Genomic DNA, 20,881 nt, shown 5'->3' on the forward strand with positions numbered 1-20,881 from the left:
GGCGCGATGGCTCAATCCCTCGGCGCGCACGTCACGCCGGCCGAAAGCCGCGCTGATTGCAGTTCGGGATGGTGCCTATGCAATGTGAGGCTGGTCCGGGCTTCCAAATGAAAAGGCTGGAGCCCTATGTCCTCAAGACGCTGTTTTCAGCGACCACGATGCACCAGGAGCTTACGCCTGGCCGGGGGGACCGGAGTGAATATGGTTCTTGTCTCCCCAACCATTGCCCGGTTTTGATCCGCCCGATTTGGCAATCGCCCTGGAGTTCAAGCTTGTGCCGAGCAAGAGCGTCACTGCCGGCGGCGTAACCGCTGCAAAACGTCCCGCCTTCTTGAGAAATTCACGGCGCGCTTGAGCCTCCGAGACCAGGGTTTCCGGCGTCCGTTCCGAGCGTTTTGTGCTTTCAGTTGACATGTCAGACCTCTTCACAAACTTTCTCAAATTCACAGCTTTCACCTTAGGCTCGCTGATACGGGGGTACTAGTTCCCCAAAAGGCTTAGATTTTGGTACGAGGGTTGAAGAGCGTGCGAGCGATGCGACGCAAGAGGTCGGACGGTCCACGTCGCGCCAAACCGTAGTCACGTGAAAACCGCCATGTGCCCCACATCAAATTGCCGGCCAGGCGCAGCGGGGCGCCGATGATGGGGTGGGTCGCCGTGAAGATGCGCCTCCAGTGCTGGAAACGGACCATTGGGCGTTGTGCACATTTTGCCGGGATTCTGGTCCCGAAGAAATGGTGCAGGGCCAGCAGCTGGGTGTCGAGCGCATTGCGGGCGCTTCGATCCGACATGGATGCCTGCAGTGCCGTCCAGTCTACGCAGTCGCTTTCCGCCAATCGAGCCAGATCATGAAGGTGTCTGAGATCTATCCTTCCGCGCCAATAATCTCCCTCCTTGAGAAGGTCGTGCACCATCCAGTGCAGGGCGCGAGACTGAGCAGACGGAATCTTCACCCGAAGGCCGTCTCGCTGAACGAGCTTGGGGGGGTCAAAGCCGTTCGCCCGGCTCGTCCGGAGCTCCAGCATGCCAGCGTCGTGCTGGCGGGCCATGCCTCGAGCGCCCGCCACATCGACGTAGCCAAGCTTTTCGAGACAGGCTCGGGCGATCGTCTCTTCGGGCGCTTCCACGGCCAGATCCAGGTCACTCGTCATCCTGCTGGGAACCCGGCCGGCCGGCGAAAGGAACAGGGGAACGGCCCCCTTGAGCAGAAACGGAACGACGTCGCGGCGGTTGAGGGCCGCAACGGCTTCACGCAGTTGGGTACGCAAGCGCAGGTTCCGTTCGCGATTGCAGTCGTGAACGAACTGAAGGTACTCGCGCACGTCCTGCGGAAGATGGTGGGTCTGTCCGGATTGCGCGAGGGACGAGAACAAATCGGGTGTGAGCAGAGTGTGATTGGCTAGAGCAATCACGGCCCGCCAATCGGTGCGGTCGGTCGGACTACCGCGCAGTCCGGCGATCAACGCCTCAAGCGCATTGCCCCTGCTCATCACCGGCATGCTTTCGTGATCAGTTGTACCGCATCATCAAGCCTCGAATAGGTCAGGCAATAGGTTTGCGCCGATCCGATGAGTTGGACCAGGACGTCAAACGCTGTGCCGCTCAGCTCTCCGCCGGGTGCAAGCGCGCCGTTAAGAAGACCGCGCAATGCGTGAGCTGGATCGACCGGCTCCAGGCTAGCTTTCGAGTCGCGACGCCGACGGAGCAGGACCACACAGCCGATAGATAAGGGATCAGGAGGCAAGGGCACGAACGCCTTGGGCACGACAAACCGTACACGCTTGCGATCTGGGCGGCGACAGACTGGAACGGCACCGAGGTCGGGGCAGTATTCGGCCAGCAGCGGCCATGATCCCGCCTTGACTGCCGGGGCAAATGGAAGGCCAATGCCATGCCCCCTAGAGTCCAGCAGCGTCACATCATCGGCGGCAAAGCCAAATCCTGCATGGACCAATGCCAAGGTCAGCGTTGTCTTGCCGGCGCCCGGATTGCCACAAAGAAGGACGATGCGTTCATTTCTGAAAAGCGCTGCCGCATGGAGAGCAAGCTCGTAGGCGCCGTAATCCAGAACCTCGGTCAGCAATTGCCCCTTCAGCATGACGGGTAGTTCGTCGAGCGAGCAGGACAAAATCCACTCGCCATCCCGCAGCAAATGGACCCGCCCCCCATGTCCGACCACCTCGAGCAGAACGTCGGCAGTCTCTCTTTTGACCTCAAGGTGCTGAAACACGGTGATCGCGGGAAAGGCGCAAGCTGCCGGATAGACGATGCGTATGTTGAGGCCCGCAACGGAGACCACCTGGCTCACGGCCTTTTGAGCTGAAGAAGCAGACGAAGGCGCGAAGGGCCGTATCAGGTTCAGCCGCTGCCAATCCTCCAGCGCAGTCTCGACATGCCTGTTTGCCTCAAGTCTACTAACGCCACTACGCGCCATCTCGGCCGAGATGGCTTGCGGTGGCATGCCTTCTTCCAGAGAGCGCCAGATGTCGGCAGCCGTATCGTTGACGGCGAAAATGGCCTGCTGGGATGAACTGAACAGGAGGTTCTGTCCCCTGACGCGTGCCAACCGCCCCTGGATCACAAACATCCCAAGACTGTGGTCGGCGGGGCCGGACGCCACGCTTCTGTCAATCGCCTCGTGCTGGTTCATCGCGGTGATGGTCCAAGCTGTTGTTGCAAAGCAGGTTGCATGCGAGCGCTACAAGACTTCGCAGTTCGGATGATCATTGCCGACGGCTGCGACTTCTCACAGCACTTCGTCGGAGAACCGAACCACGTCCTGGTGCGTCGCGATCCACTGGAGATGCGCCTTGTTCCAATGTTTGCGGGCGTCGGCGCCCGTCAGCAATCTGAAACCAGACGGCGGCAGCGGCAATGCGGAGGGGATTGGCTCGTCGGGCAGCCACAGCAACACGTTGTCCCGGCTTTCAATCGTCAGCCGCCATGTTCTTTCCAGGCGCCGGAACCCACGCATATTGGCCGCAGCCAATGCAAAAACCGATCCCGTGATCCTCAACCTGGGTGATTGATCGACAGCCTTGATCGGCGCCTGATGTGTGATTTCGCCCTTGGAGAGAAAGGCGTGCATACGGATTAGGGATCCATCGATCCGCACGGTTTCCCCTGTTCCGTCCCGTTCGTTTGACGCAGGATCCAGGCTGATCCCGGAGAAACATCCGTCGAACAGGCAGTCTTCAATGATGCCGCTGAGGAGATAGTCGTTCTCCACCGCATCATCCCTGATTTCGCTGAGCCAGCACCCTTTTAGGCGAAAGCCATCGGCGTGCTCGGCAAAACGAATGCCATCCCAGCAGCGGCGCGCACGGACACCCTCTATTGTCGCGTCGGTGGTTCCGTCCCTGACAAGCAGAGCCGCGCTGTTGCAGTAGGTGTCCCGCCAATCAGACGTTAGCGGCACCTGGCCGTCGAAGCGGCCGCCGACAAAGCGAACGCCGGGACAGTTGCGGATGACGACGGGATAGCGATTGACCGGCAACGGCCCCTCGTCGCAGCCCATCATCGCGCTGGGATCGTTGTTTCTGCTGTTGGCAACTGTGAAAGCAGCATTGCGAGCGTCGATAGTTGCTCCCGGCTGGAGATTCCGTATCGATTGCTGTTCGAAGCCATACTCACCTGCCAGAACGATCTCGTTGCCTTGCGGCGTCTGTCCGCCTTGCGCTTGGAACGAGCTCGGCAACAGGGCGATTACAGGATATAAGCCGGCGACGCCCATGAACGAACGGCGGTCCATGCTTGTGCTCATTGACCTACCGAATCGCACAGCCGATGCCGTTCGAGGCAGGCCAGCAGCACAGCATCGAGAACCTTTTCGGCGATGTCTTCGGGTGATGCAAACCTTTCCACGACGACCGCCGCAAGTACGCCGGCGTGATCTTCCGTCCCCATCCCCCCCTCCAGATCGGCCGCAATCTCGCGGCAAGCACGGTCCGCTGTCGACCAGAGATCAAAGTCGCGGTCAGGAGATGCCCTTTGCATCCGCGAAGACCGATCGCCCCTTCTCTGAAGTCGATCTCGTGCCACGCCGACCTCGCCGCGCAGATGGACAAAAGCTATGTCGTGCACGCCAATGGCGAACAGAATATCAAGCCACTTCTCGGATGTTGCCCGATGCCGGCTCTTGAGCAAAATGGACAAGAACCCCTGCAACAGACCCTGATCCATAATAGTAATGGTATTCTTTTCTGCTCTCTCGCTTTGCACATAGGCAACCAGAAACGAAAGATTCCAGATGACTCTGGCTGCATCGACAATTGATGATTGCCCGCTTTCGATGACAAAGCGCGCAATGCGCGCGAACAGGGAGCGAAACTCACGATCCTTAAATCTTGGTGCAACAATACCGATCCTATAGATTTGGCGGTCGATGAAATTTCTTGTCTCCCACGCTATTCGCACATCACCGACCAAAGGACCGCACCGACGCAAGCCGTTCGTTAACAGGGTGGATGCGGTTGTCTTTCCAATCCCGGGGAGACCAAAGAATTCCACAAATCGGATGTCTGTTTGAAGCGCGCATGGTTCGACGCTTGGCGGCAAGCCAGCCGCCAGGTCACGACCTGTGTGCGTAGTCATTGGATTCAGGTGGTAAAGTTGATTTTTCGGGAGATTGAAAAGCTCAATGTTGAAACAGCTGGGACCCGGTCACCGGGTACAACTGTGGACGCTCAAGACCGGTCTGCAGTGATCGTTGCATGCCGCGGTAGAAGATGAGCAAAGCCAACGGCAGCCAGAAGAAAGCCGCCGTTGACGGACCGAAGGAATCGCTCATCTGGTTTGCGACGATGTAGTTCCACAGGGAAACCGACGCTCCGAGCACCATCACATTCACTTCCGTCGCCTGGTCGCCCCCCCTGTCATTGCCGAGCAATGTGCAGAGGACGGCGCTGACCAGATATGCCAAGACAACGAGAACCATGATCGACACCAACGCGAGTCCAGGCACTCCCAGTGTTCTGAAGAAGTCGATGAACAAATTGTGGCTATGGGGAGCGATATCGCCCACCGGCTGCCCTGCCCCCACGCCCATGAACGGATGCGACAGGCCGAGATCTATCGATATGGACCACAGGCGCTGCCGCGATACCACCGAATGCGCCTCGCCTCCGGAAAGTTGAAGGGCCAGCAGGTTGTAAGCCCGTGGGTTCAGGGACTGCAATGCCATCAGGCTCAATTGGAGCAATATCGGAGCGGCAAAAGATCCGACGATTATTTTTATCGGACTCTTCTTTCTTCTGATCAGATATATACTGTATAACCCGAAGAATGCACCGAGTCCCGCCACACCGAGAACGAAGTTTGTCTTTGAACCCGATTTCACCAAACCCAAGAGCACCGCAACGAGGCAGCCCAAGAGAAGAACTCGATGCTTGCGAGATGAGACCATCTTCGCGGCGATAAGCGGCAGACCGGCCGACAAGGCGATCCCGAGTTGGTTCGAGTGCTTGAAATAGCCTTCGGCCCGATCGGCGAATCTGGCATCGCCCAGTCCGATTGCGACAAGACAGGATGTTACAACGCTCATGATGACTATCGTCATCACAACCCTGTCGACTGCCACGAGACCCTTTGGTCTCGTGGAGATCGCTGCGACTGCTGGAATAATCGCGAAACCAAACACTTGTGCGAAAACCGCGCGCATCGTCCTGAGCGGATTGTCTGCGTAGAGCATCGACAGCAGGGACAGAATGATGATGAAAGCAGATATCGTCAGCACCGCAGTCGCCAAGGTCGCTTCGACCCGATGGAGTCGTCTTGCCGTTTCGGCATAGGCAACGATGCTTAAGAGGGCGCAGAGCAGAGCCAGCAAGAAGGAAAGCGAGCCATCCGTTCCGGCAATCCGCGTTGCGCCAGGAAACCAGATTGACACGATCAGCAAAAGAACGGATGCCTGCAGCATAGATCAGATGTCACACTGAAAGCATTGTGCGGAACTTCGCGCCGACACAGCCCTGCCCCGACGCGCAACGTCCAGCGCCTTGTTGTCCTGAGTAGCAGCACCGATAAACACAGGCTCAGCGTTCCCTGCGCGGATTACATTTCGTTGCATGCTGCCGCATGGCGGGTGAATCTCCGCATACCTATTTACAAGCAGCGTAGGCTCGGCGGGTGGACAAGGAAATGAGCGAAAAGGGGGCATTTGGACAGGGTGCTCTACGCCTTTTGTGCAAAGCAGAGGAGTTGCAGCGATTTCCGCCACTTGATTGAGCGTCGGCGAGACTGTGCAGCCGGATTGAATGTTGGTGCCGATTCGCAGATGTGGGAGACTTGGATATGGCGCACTGAGTCTTCCACCCATAGGAGATCGCCGTGCTTTGGGGCCTTGTCGCCGTCGGTGTGATCGGCATTTTGCTGGGACTGCGTTTTCGAGCAGCTGCGCTCATCATCATGACCGCGGTGACTGTCGTGGGCGGTGCCGTCGCAGGTGGAATCGGCAGTGATTGGCACCGCCTGCTTTCAATCCTGCTTCTCGTTGTCGTTCTGCAGTGCACCTATTTGCTCGGCCTCTTCCTTGGCGTCATCTGGCGCCGAGGCATGTCACGTGAGCGGTGACGGTCCGCGGCTGCCGTTTCGCCGCGCCCGGCGCCGCACCTGTTCGCTATTGCGGTCGCGAAAGCACGCTGCGGTTTTGGGACGACGACAGCATGAGGCAGGAAATTTGCGATGCGCTCATCAAGACGCGCGGTCGAATTTCATCACGGCGAAAACAGTCCGGACGAGAATAACGACATCGGCCCATAGGGACCATTCCCGCACATAGCGGCTGTCGATAGCGACACGGCTGGGATAATCCATTGCGTCTCTGCCTGTCACCTGCCACAGGCCGGTTAGCCCCGGCCGGGTTTTTAAATAGTCGATCGCACAGGAGTCGTAACGTTTCAATTCGTCCGGAACGACCGGACGAGGGCCGACGCAACTCATTTCGCCGCGCAGCACGTTAATGAGTTGCGGCAGCTCATCCAGGCTCGACTTCCTGAGAATATGCCCCAGGAATGTGATGCGCGGGTCGTTCTTGAATTTCCAATTCTGCTCCCACTCCTTGGCGGCTTCGGGATTGCTCGCGAGATAGTCGGCCAGAACCCGCTCCGAGTTGGCCACCATGGTCCTGAACTTGTAGCAGGCGAAGCGCTTGCCGTTGAACCCTACTCGGGTGTGTGAGAATATCGCCGGTCCCCCGTCGGTCACCAATATCAAAAGGGCAACCGCCAGCATCACCGGAGCAGCGAGAACAAGCGCGATCAGTGCGACAGTCATGTCCATCATCCTCTTGGGCCGGCCTCCAAGTGGATGGATGCTTTGTCCGATGCGGATGCCGGGCCTGCGGCGCTTTATGTCGAATGCGCTGATTGTCACGGGTTTTTACCAAGAAATGCTGCTGATGTTGGCCCACTTCACTGCGGCTCGTCATTGTCGGCAAGAGAAGCAAAGGAGGTAGCGCCATACCTGCGCTCGTTACCCCTTTGCCTGATAGGCGCGTCGTCGGCGTAGCGTCGGTAAGCCTTCTGATCAAACGGCGTATCACCTGCATCCGTTTGCTACAGTAGCAGATCGGCAGGTTCGGCTGTATTGCGGAGCCTGCATTCTAATTCGTTCGACGACCATAAGGTCAAAGCGCCAACCAAGTTCAGGCCGTCACGCTCTGGCAAGGATAGGATATAAAGGAACCACGTTTGCTAAATGCGCAGGGCCGCTGGGGCGTCCGTCAGGCAGGAAGTGCACATGCATCGCACTTGAGGCGAGACCCGGCAGGCTGTTGATCGCTCAAAGGATATCGCCGGCCTATTTGATATTGGGGAGCGCGCAACGTGGTGCCCAGCTTGATGCCTTCGTCACGTGATTTTCCCGCAAAGTCGTTTGCTGGTGATGTTGCGGAAATCGACATTGCCGGAGTACTTGCTATCGTGCGCAAGCAAATAGCCTCGCTTGATCTCGATCTTTCTGGCCTCACCGTGGTCGTTGGCGCTACGACAGGATACCAAGCGGTGACTGCCACAGTGGCTGCGCTCGCCAATGCCAGCCATGTCGTTGCGCTCACCCGCATCTCCTCCAGACATCCGAGCTTCGCGGCAACTGCAGACGCGACGTTGGCATTTGCCAAACACGCCAAGGTCGCCGAACGCGTTGACGTGACGAACCGCATCGACAGCCGAAAATGGCAGGACGTCGACATCGTTACCTACGGTCTCCAGGTCGGGCCGATTTCGAGATCGCTCATCGAACTCTTGCCCTCGCATGTGGTTGTTTCGCTGATGGCTGAACCATGGGAGCTTCGGCAGGGTGTTGTGGACTTCGACGCCTGTGACGAGGCCGGCATCAAGGTTGCGGCTCCCAATCTCAGCCACCCAGCTATAGACTTGCTGCCGGAATTTGCACGGTTGTGCTGCATCTTGCTCGACGATGCCGGTGTCGATCAACGTGCCGCGAGGATCGCCATCGTCAGCGACACGCCCTGTGCACCATCCCTTGAGCATACGTTACGCGAGGGTGGGGCGAGAGTAAGTGTTTTTTCCCATCCCGTGCTCCTGACCGACGATGCATGGGATGTGATCGTGGTCGCGATGAGGCCGTCCGACAAACCACCAATGGACATCAACAGCCTCGGCCGTATTGCTCAGAACTCGAGCCAAGCGCTGCTGGTGCAATTCAGCGGCGGGATCGATCGCTCGGCCGCCAGCTATTTCGGCCTCAGGATCTGGCCACCGAAGCGACCCACCCGCGGTCAGTTGGGCCTGCCGCTCGACCTGCTCGGACCGGCTCCAATGGTCCGCAGACTGACGGGCGGGCTGAAGGCCGCCGAAGCCGCATATCGGGGCGCGGAGCTCGGAGGGGACAACGTTGGATTTCTGGTGAAGGCAGGGTCCGCCACGGTTGGCCGGGAAAGTGCCTAAATACCAGCCGAGAGTGCCTGTCTCGCGAAAAAGCTCGGACGAGACGATCGACCTTCGGTTAGATCAGAACGGCGGACCAGCAGTCCCGCCGTTTACGCATCCAGCAGTTGTATTGCCAGAGCCGTCCAGGCAGGACTGATCGAGGCAGCCTTCAAAGCAACATCTGTCTAAGTTTGTACGCTACCTCCGTGCGGTTCGTTGCCTTCAGTTTTTTCATGATATTACGGATGTGGACCTTGACGGTGCTCTCACAGAGGTTGAGTTCGTAGGCAATTATCTTGTTCGCTTTGCCTTTCTTGAGCGCCTCCACGACCGCTGCCTCGCGTATGGTGAACATACCAGCGAGCGGACGGGCACCGTTTGCGGATGAGTGGATGATCTCTCGGAGCGCCAGCACGCAGCTGGCGGGTACAAAGATTCCTCCGGCGCGAGCGAGACCAATGGCCTCGGCAGCGACCTTCACCGTCACGCTTGTGGGAATGTAGCCACGGGCGCCGCATTCGAGTGCGGCGAGAACCTCCGCCGGCTCGTCGGAATCCACCACGACGATTACGGGTACGGCGCCAATCTCAGCAATGAAATGCGCAAGTTCCGCCCGAACACTCTGGTCGGAGACCTTTCTGGAACCAAGGATGACGAGGACCGCAGACGGCTCCGTTTCCCCGGCAATGTGCTGGATTTCGTCGAGCGATCCTACCGCGCTAACGCGCAAAGTGGGATTGTGTTCGACAAGGCCACGAGCAAGGCATTCACGCTCAAGTGCTCGCTTGTCGACAATCATGACAAGACCTTCGCCTCGATGTCCGTCTTCGAGATCGGACTTGCCAAGGCCATTTGCGCCCGGCATTTGCCCGTTGTGTAACGGTCTTATCGCGTCATTCGAAAAATCGGAAGTTTGGGGGTGTGCCATCGACTTACCTACTCCTCTCCGCCGCTGACTTTGCCTTTCTCCTTTTGGTTTAGCCCTCGCAAAAGCTTGTCAGCGTGAACTGATACGCTCGTTTATCGTGTGTCAGGCTGCTTAGGTCTTAGGAATGGATTTAAGGAGTAGGACATACGCCGCCCAACGCACGGACGTATGCTTCCCTGCCCTTTAGAGGTAACCCAACCTGGAAGGCATACTACGATGCTGTGGAAAAGACGCATTAATCCTGGTTAACAATTTGTAATTATATCTTAGCTAGCTAATATGTTAAGCCCTCCAACCCTCCAACAGCCTGGAATTGCACAGGCCGGATGCCACACCAAAAAGTGTGTATGCGGAATTGTCTCGACCTGAGAGGTGCAAACTTGCGATTCGCAGGAATCGGGCCGCGATTTTAGAAAATCGGACTGACCCCGCTGCCGGTCCACACTCCCTTAGGCGCATCCCATGCTGCTCGAACCTAATTCGTCGTAGGTCAAAAGGAGATATGCGCGCAGGACCAGAAAAACGCTCCGTAATCTATGCTGGCCGGGAGACCGCCACCCGGCCTTCAGGGAGAGTGGCCGATTTTGAGAGACCTCAAGAATGGTCTGCAGGTTGACAAGCTCTGCTTCGACCACCAGCGAGACTTGTCGCGCCGTCTGCCAACGGCAATCTGAAGGCGTTTCACGATGAGACGAGTCGCCGTGTGCAAGGCACGGATCAGGCCCTCACCTTGAATGATGCCGATGGCAATCAGCCTACGAACACCGACATCGCGCAAGGTCAGACAAGTGCCAGCTCTGGCGAACACCAAAGGCGGTTGGCGAACGGATTTTGCTTCTGACGCACCGATGTAACAGATCAGCAAAACGTCACGAAGGAGCACAAGAAGCGATGAGGCATTCAGCGCGCCGTGAAAACGGAAAGCGAGGCCATTCCTACGCCGCCGCCGTTCCCCCTACTCCCACTCCGTTTTAGTCGGCGCTAGTGCGGCTTCTCGAATATACTCACGACGTCGGCGCCACCGGTGTATCGGTCTCCGGTTTACCCCCGAAATGTTGCTCTCGTACCTCGTTCGTATGCTTTGCACATATCTAGCATGATCGCATATAATCCCCCAGCCCCCGGCGCCGTTTCTCACAAACTGCCCGTCGGCTAGGCCCGGTGTCCTCGCCCCATCCCAACAATGGGGGCCGGGCCGCTCCATCGAAGTCCTCGTTGACTAAAGGCCCGCCGCCCCATTTGCGAGACGACGGGCCCTCGCCCATCCCACACACCTATCAACGCAATTGTGGTGCCAGGCGTACTGACCCATAACGGGTCGCATTTGGCCCCACGGCGGACGGGCTTCACATCAGGGCTGGCAGCAACGATAGTCTCAGCGTGATTGGCATGGGATGGCGCCCCACCACAGGGCCTTCGTGATCAGAAGCCTTGCAATCCCAGTTAGGCGGACCTGACCCATTGATTGAACCATTTCACGGACGTGCTCCCAATCTTCTTGCCTGATCCCCCGGAAGCGCAGATCGCGAGAAGACAGCGGCGAGCAGGAGGGTTATGAAGAGCCAGTGATAGGCTTGGAGATGACCATGTCCATCAGGGACCAGATCGGATCGCCTGGTATATTGCAGGGCCGCCTTTCGGATTGCATCGCGCGCCGGATTGCCGTGGATGAGAGCCGCCGGACGTCGATCCTTAACCTGTCCTTGTTCCACCGCAGTAAGCGCTATTCACCGAGGTACTGCTGGTGGTGGAACGCGATGGCTAATCCCCAGAGATGACGAGCGCATAAAATTGCGCCTCGACGAGAAGCGAGAGGGATATTTTTAGCCGTGCGCCAGATGGCAAAGAGCCTCGCCCCCACCGATGGCGTCCGCGACTATCTGGCGGCGCAAGAGAAGAAGTCGCTGCTGCGCTTCCTGACCTGCGGTGCGGTCGATGACGGCAAATCGACGCTGATCGGGCGCCTGCTTTCCGACACCAGGCAGATTTTCGAGGACCAGTTGGCCGCGCTCGAAGGCGATTCCCGCAAGCACGGCACCACCGGCGACGACATCGACTTCGCGTTGCTGGTCGACGGCCTCGAGGCCGAGCGCGAGCAGGGCATCACCATCGACGTCGCCTATCGCTTCTTTGCCACGCCCAAGCGCAAGTTCATCGTCGCCGACACACCTGGCCACGAACAATACACCCGCAATATGGCGACCGGCGCTTCGACCGCCGACCTGGCGATCGTGCTGATCGATGCGCGGCAGGGTGTGCTGCGCCAGACCAGGCGCCATTCGATCATCGCCTCACTGCTCGGCATCCGCCATGTCGTGCTGGCCGTCAACAAGATCGATCTTGTCGATTTCGATCAGACGGTTTTCGACCGTATCGTTGAAGACTACGGGCAATTCTCGCGCGATCTCGGCTTCCAGACGATCGCCCCGATCCCGATGTCGGCCCGCTACGGCGACAATGTCACCAGCCGCTCCGACAAGACGGCGTGGTATTCAGGCCCCTCGCTGATCGAGCATCTCGAAACCGTCTCGGTCGACGAGGCCGCGGTCGAACTGCCGTTCCGGTTTCCGGTGCAGTATGTCAACCGGCCCAATCTCGACTTCCGCGGCTTTGCCGGCACCATCGCGTCCGGCCAGGTCGCGCAGGGCGACGAGGTCGTGGTCGCCAAGTCCGGCAAGGCCTCGCGGGTCAAGCGCATCGTCGCGCAAGGCGGCGATCTCGCCCAGGCGGTTGCCGGCCAGGCCATCACCCTTGTGCTCGATGACGAGGTCGAGGTCTCCAGAGGCAACATGCTGGTTTCGCCGGCCGCACGGCCGCAGGTCGCCGACCAGTTCGCCGCCAACATCGTCTGGTTCGACGAGGCGGCGCTGCTGCCGGGCCGCTCCTACATTCTGCGCACCGAGACCGACCAGACCAGCGCAACCGTCACCGACCTGAAATACCGCATCAACGTCAACAACTTTGCCCATGAAGCGGCCAAGTCGCTCGACATGAACGAAGTCGGCATCTGCAACATCTCGACCCGGGCGCCGATCGCCTTCGACACCTTCGCCGACAACCGCACCACCGGCGCCTTCATCCTGATCGACCGCATCTCCAACGCCACGGTCGGCGCCGGCATGATCCTGCATACGCTGCGTCGCGCCGAAAACATCCACTGGCAGTCGCTCGATGTCGGCAAACGCGTGCGCGCCGACATGAAGAACCAGCGCCCCGCCGTGTTCTGGTTCACCGGGCTGTCGGGCTCCGGCAAGTCGACCATCGCCAACCTGTTCGAAAAGATGCTGTTCGCCACCGGCCGCCATACCTATATCCTGGACGGCGACAACGTCCGTCACGGCCTCAACCGCGATCTGGGCTTCACCGATGCCGACCGCGTTGAAAACATCCGCCGCGTCGCCGAAGTGGCCAAGCTGATGGCCGATGCCGGGCTGATCGTCATTGTCTCCTTCATCTCGCCGTTCAGCGCCGAACGACGCATGGCGCGCGAGTTGATGGCCGACGGCGAGTTCGTTGAAGTGTTTGTCGATACGCCGTTCGAGGAATGCGCCCGGCGCGACCCCAAGGGCCTCTATGCGCGGGCGCTGAATGGCGAGATCAAGAATTTCACCGGCGTCGATTCACCGTATGAAGCCCCGGAAAAACCGGAAATCCATCTGAAGACACTCGGCAAATCGGCCGAAGAGATGGTAGACGCGCTGGAGCACTGGCTGAACGAGCGCGACATTGCCGAAGACCAATATGACAGCGGCGGCGGCGTCTGACGACAGTCTGATGCTCGAAATCTCCGAGCGGCTGGCGCTCGCGGCCGGCGTGAGGTGATGCGTGTGTTCCACACCGGCTGTGGGTCGACCGCGGGAGAAGCCGGGGTCATGGGCTCTTTCTGATGCAATCCTTGTCGCCGTTCTAGCGGCCTCAGTGCCACATTCTCTCCCTGAGCCATTTGAGAAACCTGTTCTCAGCGATTACCCGGCGGACTCTAGCGGCAGCCCATTGCCCTCTTATCGTGGTCCCGACATGGCAACTGCAGACGATGTCGTGCAATTCCCCGTCAGACAGTTCGAAGAAGCGTTTTGCTTCCCCATAGGTGTCATCCTTCAGGCCGACCGCACGCAGCACCGGATCCTCGAAGGCCACTGTGATTGGCGAGCCCTCACTGCGTGCTGCGTCGCGGGCTTGCCGCTTCAGATGCTCAGTGCCAGTCAGCGCTCCCAAGCATCGCTCGGGATGTTCGTCCAGCAACTTTGCCCAGCGCTCGATGCGCTGTTGCCGGGTCATGATCGGGTATGTCGACAAGGGTTCCACTTCTGCGATTGTCTGCAGTTGGCTTAAGGTTTGGTGTTTCATGGTCGGCTCCTTTTGATCGAAGTCCCCTTCTCAACAAAAAATTATCGCGCCACGACGCGCTGACAAGGCCGGGTAAGCGGATTCTCGACAGACAATCGCGATTGCCAAATTTTGACTAATACTGCGCATTGCTCCGCCGCTGCCGACGCTTGAACAGACCCACGTCCCACCGCAAAAAGGGCGAGTTCTTTTCAGCGCTGGCGTCATCATCAGCGCCTGCCTCGATACTCACGGTCCGAACTACTTATGCACCCCTGCGACCTGGTAACTAGATGCGCGCTATCCGCGGCCATTTCTGATCGCTGTCAGTGGCAACAGGAACACCAGTGAGGCGCGCTCGCGCTTCGTTGTGCCATGTGCGATCGCGTGAGCGATCAAACGACGAACACGTCGTGATAGGTCAGGGCCGCCCCGGGCTCTAGGTGGGCGATTTCCACCTGCGGGATCGATTTCGAGCCGTCGGGATCATAGGACAGAACGCCCGTGGCCCGGTTGTAGAGCAGGTAGTCGTTGCTGTGGGCGGCGTGTTCTCGCAACTCGAAATACGACGAGTTCACCCGCGTCGGGCTGGACAAGGAACCGGCGCCGAGCTTGGTGAAGACGGCGTTGTCGAGATAGAGCGAGTCATCCGCCGCGTGGAAGTCGGTGAGTGTGTCGACATTGCCGGGGCCATAGGCCGTATCAAACACGAAGGTGTCCTCGCCCCTGCCACCGGTCAGCACGTCATTGCCACCCAGGCCCCGCAGTGTATCGTTGCCAGCCAGGGCATCATAGGTATCGGCCGCGCCAGTGCCGACAAACGTATCGTTCCCGGTCGTTCCGTGGGTCGGGTCGGTCGGCGGTGGCGGAGGTGACGGGTCGGTCCCGTCATGGGTTGCGTGCCAGACCGCCTTGGCGTTGGCCCAGTAATCGCGGGCCGCCTGGCCTTGAAGGACCGTCCAGCCGGCGGGCGGCATTGGATAATCCGCCGGCAGCGGCGTGTCAGAGAGGTTGAGATAGTAATTGCCGTGCGCCTCGACCGTCTTGTCCCAGGCCCGCTGCAACCGCTCCAAGCCGTTGTGGTGAACGTCGGTGATCGCCACCACGCAGTCGATAAAGTGCAGGCTGGGTACGATATCGCTAGCGCCTGTTTTGAACGGCGAGCCGTGGGTCATCTCGCCTTTGCGAAGGTACTCTCCCATGCCCAGAAGCATGCCATCCATGATGACCGTGTTGTCAGACCCATCCACGTCACCGTCGCCAAGGCTCACTCCGGAAAACACGTGGTCGAACAGGGAATCCCGGATGGTGCCGCCGATGACGTCGTCGTCCTCGACCGCGTCGTCTCGTGAGTTGCCGACATAGGAGTCTTCGATGAGGAAGGTGCCGGTGCCGCCGACACGGATGCCATCCCAAGGCTGGGTGATTGTCCAGTCGTCGATCGTAAAGCTGTGGGCTGAATTTATACGGACTGCGGCGGAGTTGACGTAGATGTTCTCCCAGTCGCCGGTTTGGGAGACCGTGCCGTTGATCGTGCCACCCAAAGCCAGGAGGTTGTCGCCGGGGTTGACGACCGCGAAGGGATAGAGGTTGGTGGGGCTTCCCTGATTGGCGACGATCCACGAGGCGCTGGTGGCATCGATTATGGTGTCGGCGGGCAGACCGGAAACTTTATATTGGCGGTAGCCATAGTCGCCGCTCAAGACAATGGTGTTCGTATTGGCCATGCTTGGCCACCTTTCACACCCCTCGCCCTTTTCGCCACGTGCCTGAAGCCAGAAAGGCCTGCACACATCAGAGCCCCGTCGACGATATCGCGCAAATCACGAAATATGACAAAATACCGGACACCGGCGTCCGCTTATTGCGCCCCGCAGGATAAAGACGTTGATCCCGCAATAGGCTTTGCTGGTGCTGGCATAAAGTACCGTCATGGCGATGAATTACACCGTTCGCGAAGGCGACCCCGTCGACGGTCCAATGCTGTTCCGCCAACCATGATATGTTGCGCTGGCTCGTGAGTTCATCGCGAGGACGCGCGACGACCGGGAAACAAGCTTCCGACGAGACGCCTTCATGTTTTCAGAATCTGCTCGAACGTGCATCGCCTGGGATTCTTGTCGGGGCGCCATCGCAGGAATTTGGTGCCGTGCCGGAAGCGATCTCCTGTGACATGGTCGAAGCGCACTTCCGCTACCAGTTTGGGTCGCAACGGCTCCCACTGCCCGCTTCTTTCCGAGCTCCACCGACTTGGCCCGCCGGGCGCTTTGCCGGTAAAGCCGGGGGGAGACCGCAGCGCTTCGAGCTCACGCGTGAGCTTTGACCTGTCGTCTTGGGCAATCGTCGATGTAAACCCGACATAGTCGAGTTGCCCGTCGTCGTTGTAGAGACCGAGCAACAACGAGCCGACCTCGTGCGACTTCGTCAAATAGCGGAACCCGCCGACAACGCAGTCCGCCGTGCACAGGCGTTTGACTTTGACGATGGCGCGCTCGCCGGGTCTGTACACATCATCTACAAGCTTGGCCACGACTCCGTCGGTGGCCCCGTGTCCGGATTCTTCGAGCCATTTGGTCGCAGTCGCCAAATCCTTGGTGGAGGGAGAGAGCTCAAGATCGCCGCGCCCGGCCGACTTGACGAACATTTCCAATGCCGCGCGCCGGGCGCGCAACGGTTGGTCGACCAAGTTGGCGTCGGAGCCGCCCAGCATGTCGAACAGTATCAGCTTGGCAGGCGTTTCGAGCGACAGTTTTTTATTCTGCTTGCCGCCGGATGCAGCCGCATCTGCAACGCGTCAAAAGAAAGCGACCCTCCCAAATCGATGACGATCTCGCCATCGACCACGAATTCTCTTGCCTTGAGGTCACGCAACATCGAGACGATTTCCGAGAAATATGGGCCGAGCGGCTTGCCGGATTTTGCCCGTAAGTCCACTGCATCATCGGCCTTGAAGACGAGGCACCGAAAGCCATCCCATTTGGGTTCGTACAGCCATTGGCCTGCATCGTCCGGCAAGGTTTCGGCTGCCCGTGCTTCCATTGGAGCGGTGCGCAAGGGAACTTCAAACGACGGCTTCGTCCCGCTCGACGCATTTCGCTTGGCGCGAACGGTGGTGGGTTCACCCTTTTGCATGACAGTCCCATGGCCGACAGAGAGTTTGACTTAAACGCCGCGCGCGAAGTTTGGTTCGGTCGGCGCCGAAGGTCGCTGACCGCGATCGGATCATCAGTCATAGCGTTTGGCAGATGATCCGCCATCCATCGGTCAAGGAAGTTGATTCCGCGTGTGCTCATTGAGCACATAAGACAAAGCTAACGGTCAGGTTCCGGCGCCCGCATTGTCGTCGACTGCAGTCTGAAGAAACCCGCCGAGGGTTTACTGAAAACCGCGTCACGGAACGGGTCGACGGCGGAGGCGTGGGTAGCATCAACCAACACGGCGGCCGCACGCTCAACTTCATCTGCCAAGTGATCAACCCGATCCATGCGCTTCACGACTCGATCGTGGAGCATCTCCAACCGGGCGGCATGGTAAAGCACGCTGCGCTTGTGACCGTTCGTATCAAGTGGCTCAAACAACATTGTCATGGCGGCTAATCCTCATTTGGAGGTCTCATCCGGCGGACGAATGTGACTCTGGCGCTCCCTGGCGTCCGTCACGCGCTGTTGAGCTGCCCGGATTCTGCAACACACGGCGAGGTTGACTGCGGCGCCATTTTCCCTGTCCATTTCTTCCTTCGCGCGCGTCAACGTTTTCTCGGCTCGTTTGAGGCGCAACCTTGCACTTCCAAGTTCGAAATCAACAATCTCACCCATTGTTCCGCTTCCTATCCGGTTGCGGTCCCTTCGACTAATAAATCACGGCTGTTCAGTTTGGTTCCCGCCAAAAAGGTCAGTTGCGATGGGCGCAACCTGCGGCCTTTCGAGGGCGCTTATCGCAGTGCCGCCGCATGGACGATGGGAGCGCTACAGGTGCGACTCGTGGAACCTGTAATCGCAGGGTTCGGACCGAACCGTACCGCGATAGCGCACGGGAGGAGCGGGGCCGATAAGGTCACGCATTGGCGGCTGCTGCTGCGCAGGGCGCATCTCCACGTCCACCGTCTTTCTGCTAAGCCACGACGGGAGGAGTTCCTGGATAACCGATCTGAGGTAATCGACCATGGAAGGGCAACGCATGTTGCCATCAGCGGGTTCCGTCGCCTAGCAGTCTGCGCCCGTTCCGATTCCCAGCCAGTGCTGTGACAAGCATCGAGCAGTCGAGTTCCTCGTTGAACGAAACGTCCCGCGGTAGTATCTTAGCCGTGCGAAAGCGATTTCAATCTGGCCGTCTTGGCGGCAGGGTCCGCGCACTCAACCTCAGCGACCGCTTTCGCGGATCTTGGCACCACGGCGATCCCCCTCCTTGCGGCAACGGGGGCAATGCACAAGAGCATCGTCGGTCCGCTTCTAGATTACCACAGCGAGCACTACCGCGCGCTGCGTGACGTCCTTGAGCCGCTGTTGAAATCGATCGAGAAGGTCACCGTTAAGCCAGCCGAATTCATCCAGCGGAATTTGACCGGACCGGCGCAGCCGCCTACGGCTAGATAGTGCCAGTCCGAATGATCCATTCCAGCAAGTAGGGATCGACGTCATCGCTATCTGTATAGTCGCGGATCAAAAGTGCAGCCTCATCACGCCATCGGTCCTCTGGGATGTTCTTTTCGATGACGGATTTTACGAAGGCGCCGCGCAGGGCATCGCAGTCGGAAGCCGTTATACTTGGCTGGGTCATGATGCCAACCTCCCATCACGGGCGGAAGCTCAACGCACTCCCAAGCACCGATGCCCATACGTCGCCGGTGACCCTTGGAGATCTAATGCGCCCAGAGGTGGCTTCAATCAGGATTCAATGTACGTTCTTAACCAATCGTTGCGGCTCGTTCAGAGGGCGCTAACTTTCCCCAAGCGGGTCCCGTATACCGCAGTGGCCGGCGCGGGTTTCACTGTTGTCTCACCGGGCATAATCCATCGGTTCCACAGAAACCCGCCGCCCCATTCACGGCAGCGGCGGGTCGATCTAGCCTTTGAGCCAGACCTGCGGCAAGCGAAAGTGAGGGACTGCGCCTGCCGTAAGCACAAACCTTTGTCGATCACTTACGTTCCGGAGTGACCCTATTCGCGCAACTCCTGCATGAGGACTTGGCTTCCAATCGCGATTGCGAGCCCTGTTGAGGCCTCATAATCGGGAATGCAGGTGAAAAACACGGGCCGGCGGTGGCGGCCGGCGGCCTTGCAAGCCGAGCAGCCGAACAGCCGAACAGCTCGACCAGCTCGACCAGATCCCAATGCATGGAACCATGATCCGGGCCGAGCCGGTCAATCAATGCCTGGACATCGAGCTTGGTCGACCGGCAACACATCGGATGCCCGCAGTTGACATAGATGGATTTGCGGTCAGGGTATTGGCGAGGGTGTGGGGCATGGCGATCTCCGTTGCAGGGTCGCCGCAACGGGAGGATTATATTCCTGATCTCGAAGGCGCTGGCAAGCCAATGTTGGCGCGACTGGAAAGTGTATCGTTTTACACAATTTCCAATTGCTGGACTCGCGCGATGCGTCGGTAGTTTAATTCTTGCATCGAGCCAAGGAGGGGAAGGGTCGCGAACTGGGAGGAACTAGACAATGGATTTCGAATTCGACATCCGCCATTCATCTGTCGATCAGCCGTACGAAATCACCTCTTTCGCCCAAAAGTACGGCCTTACGATCCCAATTGCGGACGCCGTGCTTTTCGCCAAAGGACCGTCGCGGACGGCATGCGACGCTGCCGCATTGGCTTTCCTCTGCGCTATTGCCGCACAAGCCAAGAGACAGAGGGCGCAATAGGCCTGCCAAGCGGCCGGGGGTTTCCTGCGCCGACGAAGCCTCTCCCGCGTCCTGGCGCTCGCCTGTGGCCAGCGCCATGCACTGCAACGCCATGGACCGCGATAGGCCTTCGTGCTTCTCCACCCATGGCCCAAAATGACCACGCGGCAACGTGGTCTTTGTTGTGGAGCAGCCAGCGCCCGATGGCGAGCTTCTAATCCATCAACAGGTGGCCGCGGGGAATTGCTCGGGTGTCGGCCGGCGCGGGATCTGCCAGAGGCGCGAGATTGCTCGGCGACATCAGCGCAAGGTAGGCCTTGTGCACTTCAGCCTGGAGCCCGGCAGGCAGCTTGCTGAATTGCCGAACGGTCATTCCGCATCCTACGGCTAGGACAGCGGTCTGCCGGCCATCACCGCGAAGGCGCCTTAACCGATGCGCCTGCCATTGGTTCGGCAAGCGATAGGTGCCGACGCCCTCGATCTCGGTGAAAGGTGTTCGGGCTAACATGCCGCGCGCCTCGCGATTGCGGGGCCGGTGAGAAGCGCCAGCAGTGCGCCGGCCATCACGTCGGCTGTTGAAGCCCGGCAGCGCCTTGGCGGCTGCCCTGAGCCTGCCTAGGCCTATCTCATCCATGGCCAGGAAGAGATTGGCGTTGAGTTCCACCTCGCCTGTCAGGAGCACCGCCGAGACAGCCTGCAGGATCGCAGCATGCACAACGGCCAGTTGCTGCTCGCCATGCCCGATCGCGCGCACCGTCGGCTTGCAATAGCAGTGCTCCGGCTTGCGGCCGCTCGACCGATTGTCGGCGCTGTCGTGAAGCTTGACCCATGCGGGCTATGGCGTGGATATCGCAGGAATGAACCGTCCTTGCCAGCATGACGCGCCCTCG

At 59.2% G+C, this 20,881-nt stretch carries 18 protein-coding genes and 1 pseudogene; 4 read left to right on the forward strand and 15 right to left on the reverse strand.

Annotation, left to right across the window (positions count from 1 at the left end):
* Nucleotides 1-171: 171 nt before the first annotated feature.
* The 6 genes from AC1D1B_RS24220 to AC1D1B_RS24245 all read right to left on the reverse strand — a co-directional run bounded on the left by AC1D1B_RS24220 (nucleotide 172) and on the right by AC1D1B_RS24245 (nucleotide 5,917).
* Nucleotides 172-414: a hypothetical protein gene (locus AC1D1B_RS24220; protein ID WP_477266616.1), complete on the reverse strand. Its 243-nt coding sequence runs from the start codon at nucleotides 412-414 to the stop codon at nucleotides 172-174.
* Between the two features lie 83 nt (nucleotides 415-497).
* On the reverse strand, nucleotides 498-1,499 hold the full coding sequence (locus tag AC1D1B_RS24225; RefSeq protein ID WP_477335070.1) for a nucleotidyltransferase family protein: 1,002 nt from the start codon (nucleotides 1,497-1,499) through the stop codon (nucleotides 498-500).
* Nucleotides 1,490-2,650: a PqqD family peptide modification chaperone gene (locus AC1D1B_RS24230; protein WP_477335072.1), complete on the reverse strand. Its 1,161-nt coding sequence runs from the start codon at nucleotides 2,648-2,650 to the stop codon at nucleotides 1,490-1,492. Before AC1D1B_RS24230 ends, AC1D1B_RS24225 begins: the two co-directional genes overlap by 10 nt.
* A 96-nt stretch (nucleotides 2,651-2,746) precedes the next feature.
* Nucleotides 2,747-3,751, reverse strand: coding sequence for a hypothetical protein (locus tag AC1D1B_RS24235; protein WP_477335074.1), 1,005 nt, complete (start codon nucleotides 3,749-3,751; stop codon nucleotides 2,747-2,749).
* Between the two features lie 8 nt (nucleotides 3,752-3,759).
* Nucleotides 3,760-4,593 (reverse strand): hypothetical protein, encoded by an 834-nt coding sequence (locus AC1D1B_RS24240; RefSeq protein ID WP_477335076.1) that lies wholly within the window; start codon nucleotides 4,591-4,593, stop codon nucleotides 3,760-3,762.
* Nucleotides 4,594-4,636: 43 nt separating this feature from the next.
* On the reverse strand, nucleotides 4,637-5,917 hold the full coding sequence (locus AC1D1B_RS24245; RefSeq protein ID WP_477335078.1) for an O-antigen ligase family protein: 1,281 nt from the start codon (nucleotides 5,915-5,917) through the stop codon (nucleotides 4,637-4,639).
* Nucleotides 5,918-6,327: 410 nt separating this feature from the next.
* On the opposite strand from AC1D1B_RS24245, the gene AC1D1B_RS24250 reads away from it, so the two are divergent.
* Nucleotides 6,328-6,570 carry a hypothetical protein gene (locus tag AC1D1B_RS24250; RefSeq protein WP_477335080.1) on the forward strand — a complete coding sequence of 81 codons (243 nt, stop codon included), beginning with the start codon at nucleotides 6,328-6,330 and terminating at the stop codon, nucleotides 6,568-6,570.
* A gap of 120 nt (nucleotides 6,571-6,690) precedes the next feature.
* On the opposite strand, the gene AC1D1B_RS24255 is transcribed toward AC1D1B_RS24250, so the two are convergent.
* On the reverse strand, nucleotides 6,691-7,278 hold the full coding sequence (locus tag AC1D1B_RS24255; RefSeq protein ID WP_477335408.1) for a sugar transferase: 588 nt from the start codon (nucleotides 7,276-7,278) through the stop codon (nucleotides 6,691-6,693).
* Nucleotides 7,279-7,823: 545 nt separating this feature from the next.
* Here AC1D1B_RS24255 and AC1D1B_RS24260 point away from each other — a divergent pair.
* Nucleotides 7,824-8,906 (forward strand): hypothetical protein, encoded by a 1,083-nt coding sequence (locus AC1D1B_RS24260; RefSeq protein WP_477335082.1) that lies wholly within the window; start codon nucleotides 7,824-7,826, stop codon nucleotides 8,904-8,906.
* A gap of 151 nt (nucleotides 8,907-9,057) precedes the next feature.
* On the opposite strand, the gene AC1D1B_RS24265 is transcribed toward AC1D1B_RS24260, so the two are convergent.
* Nucleotides 9,058-9,816, reverse strand: a complete 759-nt coding sequence (locus AC1D1B_RS24265) for a LuxR C-terminal-related transcriptional regulator (RefSeq protein ID WP_477266609.1) — start codon at nucleotides 9,814-9,816, stop codon at nucleotides 9,058-9,060.
* 1,838 nt (nucleotides 9,817-11,654) lie between these two features.
* Here AC1D1B_RS24265 and cysN point away from each other — a divergent pair.
* Nucleotides 11,655-13,580 carry a sulfate adenylyltransferase subunit CysN gene (gene cysN / locus AC1D1B_RS24270; RefSeq protein ID WP_477335410.1) on the forward strand — a complete coding sequence of 642 codons (1,926 nt, stop codon included), beginning with the start codon at nucleotides 11,655-11,657 and terminating at the stop codon, nucleotides 13,578-13,580.
* 151 nt (nucleotides 13,581-13,731) lie between these two features.
* Here the strand turns inward: cysN and AC1D1B_RS24275 are convergent, their stop codons facing one another.
* From AC1D1B_RS24275 to AC1D1B_RS24300, 6 genes and pseudogenes are all read right to left on the reverse strand, one after another.
* Nucleotides 13,732-14,163 carry a hypothetical protein gene (locus tag AC1D1B_RS24275; protein WP_477335084.1) on the reverse strand — a complete coding sequence of 144 codons (432 nt, stop codon included), beginning with the start codon at nucleotides 14,161-14,163 and terminating at the stop codon, nucleotides 13,732-13,734.
* 374 nt (nucleotides 14,164-14,537) lie between these two features.
* The gene (locus AC1D1B_RS24280; RefSeq protein WP_477335086.1) at nucleotides 14,538-15,869 is read right to left on the reverse strand and encodes a hypothetical protein; all 1,332 of its coding nucleotides are present in this window, start codon (nucleotides 15,867-15,869) and stop codon (nucleotides 14,538-14,540) included.
* Between the two features lie 347 nt (nucleotides 15,870-16,216).
* A pseudogene (locus AC1D1B_RS24285) lies at nucleotides 16,217-17,274 on the reverse strand (ATP-dependent DNA ligase).
* A 179-nt stretch (nucleotides 17,275-17,453) separates the two neighbouring features.
* On the reverse strand, nucleotides 17,454-17,729 hold the full coding sequence (locus tag AC1D1B_RS24290; protein ID WP_477335087.1) for a hypothetical protein: 276 nt from the start codon (nucleotides 17,727-17,729) through the stop codon (nucleotides 17,454-17,456).
* 12 nt (nucleotides 17,730-17,741) lie between these two features.
* Complete coding sequence (locus tag AC1D1B_RS24295) at nucleotides 17,742-17,957, reverse strand: hypothetical protein (RefSeq protein ID WP_477335089.1); 216 nt, start codon at nucleotides 17,955-17,957, stop codon at nucleotides 17,742-17,744.
* A gap of 769 nt (nucleotides 17,958-18,726) precedes the next feature.
* Nucleotides 18,727-18,918, reverse strand: a complete 192-nt coding sequence (locus tag AC1D1B_RS24300; protein WP_477335091.1) for a hypothetical protein — start codon at nucleotides 18,916-18,918, stop codon at nucleotides 18,727-18,729.
* An 890-nt stretch (nucleotides 18,919-19,808) separates the two neighbouring features.
* Here AC1D1B_RS24300 and AC1D1B_RS24305 point away from each other — a divergent pair.
* Complete coding sequence (locus tag AC1D1B_RS24305) at nucleotides 19,809-20,012, forward strand: hypothetical protein (protein ID WP_477335093.1); 204 nt, start codon at nucleotides 19,809-19,811, stop codon at nucleotides 20,010-20,012.
* Nucleotides 20,013-20,205: 193 nt separating this feature from the next.
* Here AC1D1B_RS24305 and AC1D1B_RS24310 read toward each other — a convergent pair whose 3' ends face one another.
* On the reverse strand, nucleotides 20,206-20,745 hold the full coding sequence (locus AC1D1B_RS24310) for a hypothetical protein (protein ID WP_477335095.1): 540 nt from the start codon (nucleotides 20,743-20,745) through the stop codon (nucleotides 20,206-20,208).
* Between the last annotated feature and the right edge of the window lie 136 nt (nucleotides 20,746-20,881).

This window comes from Mesorhizobium sp. P2_C5_2 (assembly GCF_056404535.1).

Coding starts and splice junctions, on each gene's coding strand:
- AC1D1B_RS24220 (WP_477266616.1), bottom strand. CDS start 414: ATGTCAACTGAAAGCACAAAACGCTCGGAACGGACGCCGGAAACCCTG.
- AC1D1B_RS24225 (WP_477335070.1), bottom strand. CDS start 1,499: ATGCCGGTGATGAGCAGGGGCAATGCGCTTGAGGCGTTGATCGCCGGA.
- AC1D1B_RS24230 (WP_477335072.1), bottom strand. CDS start 2,650: ATGAACCAGCACGAGGCGATTGACAGAAGCGTGGCGTCCGGCCCCGCC.
- AC1D1B_RS24235 (WP_477335074.1), bottom strand. CDS start 3,751: ATGGACCGCCGTTCGTTCATGGGCGTCGCCGGCTTATATCCTGTAATC.
- AC1D1B_RS24240 (WP_477335076.1), bottom strand. CDS start 4,593: ATGACTACGCACACAGGTCGTGACCTGGCGGCTGGCTTGCCGCCAAGC.
- AC1D1B_RS24245 (WP_477335078.1), bottom strand. CDS start 5,917: ATGCTGCAGGCATCCGTTCTTTTGCTGATCGTGTCAATCTGGTTTCCT.
- AC1D1B_RS24255 (WP_477335408.1), bottom strand. CDS start 7,278: ATGGACATGACTGTCGCACTGATCGCGCTTGTTCTCGCTGCTCCGGTG.
- AC1D1B_RS24265 (WP_477266609.1), bottom strand. CDS start 9,816: ATGGCACACCCCCAAACTTCCGATTTTTCGAATGACGCGATAAGACCG.
- cysN (WP_477335410.1), top strand. CDS start 11,655: ATGGCAAAGAGCCTCGCCCCCACCGATGGCGTCCGCGACTATCTGGCG.
- AC1D1B_RS24275 (WP_477335084.1), bottom strand. CDS start 14,163: ATGAAACACCAAACCTTAAGCCAACTGCAGACAATCGCAGAAGTGGAA.
- AC1D1B_RS24280 (WP_477335086.1), bottom strand. CDS start 15,869: ATGGCCAATACGAACACCATTGTCTTGAGCGGCGACTATGGCTACCGC.
- AC1D1B_RS24290 (WP_477335087.1), bottom strand. CDS start 17,729: ATGACAATGTTGTTTGAGCCACTTGATACGAACGGTCACAAGCGCAGC.
- AC1D1B_RS24295 (WP_477335089.1), bottom strand. CDS start 17,957: ATGGGTGAGATTGTTGATTTCGAACTTGGAAGTGCAAGGTTGCGCCTC.
- AC1D1B_RS24300 (WP_477335091.1), bottom strand. CDS start 18,918: ATGACCCAGCCAAGTATAACGGCTTCCGACTGCGATGCCCTGCGCGGC.
- AC1D1B_RS24305 (WP_477335093.1), top strand. CDS start 19,809: ATGGATTTCGAATTCGACATCCGCCATTCATCTGTCGATCAGCCGTAC.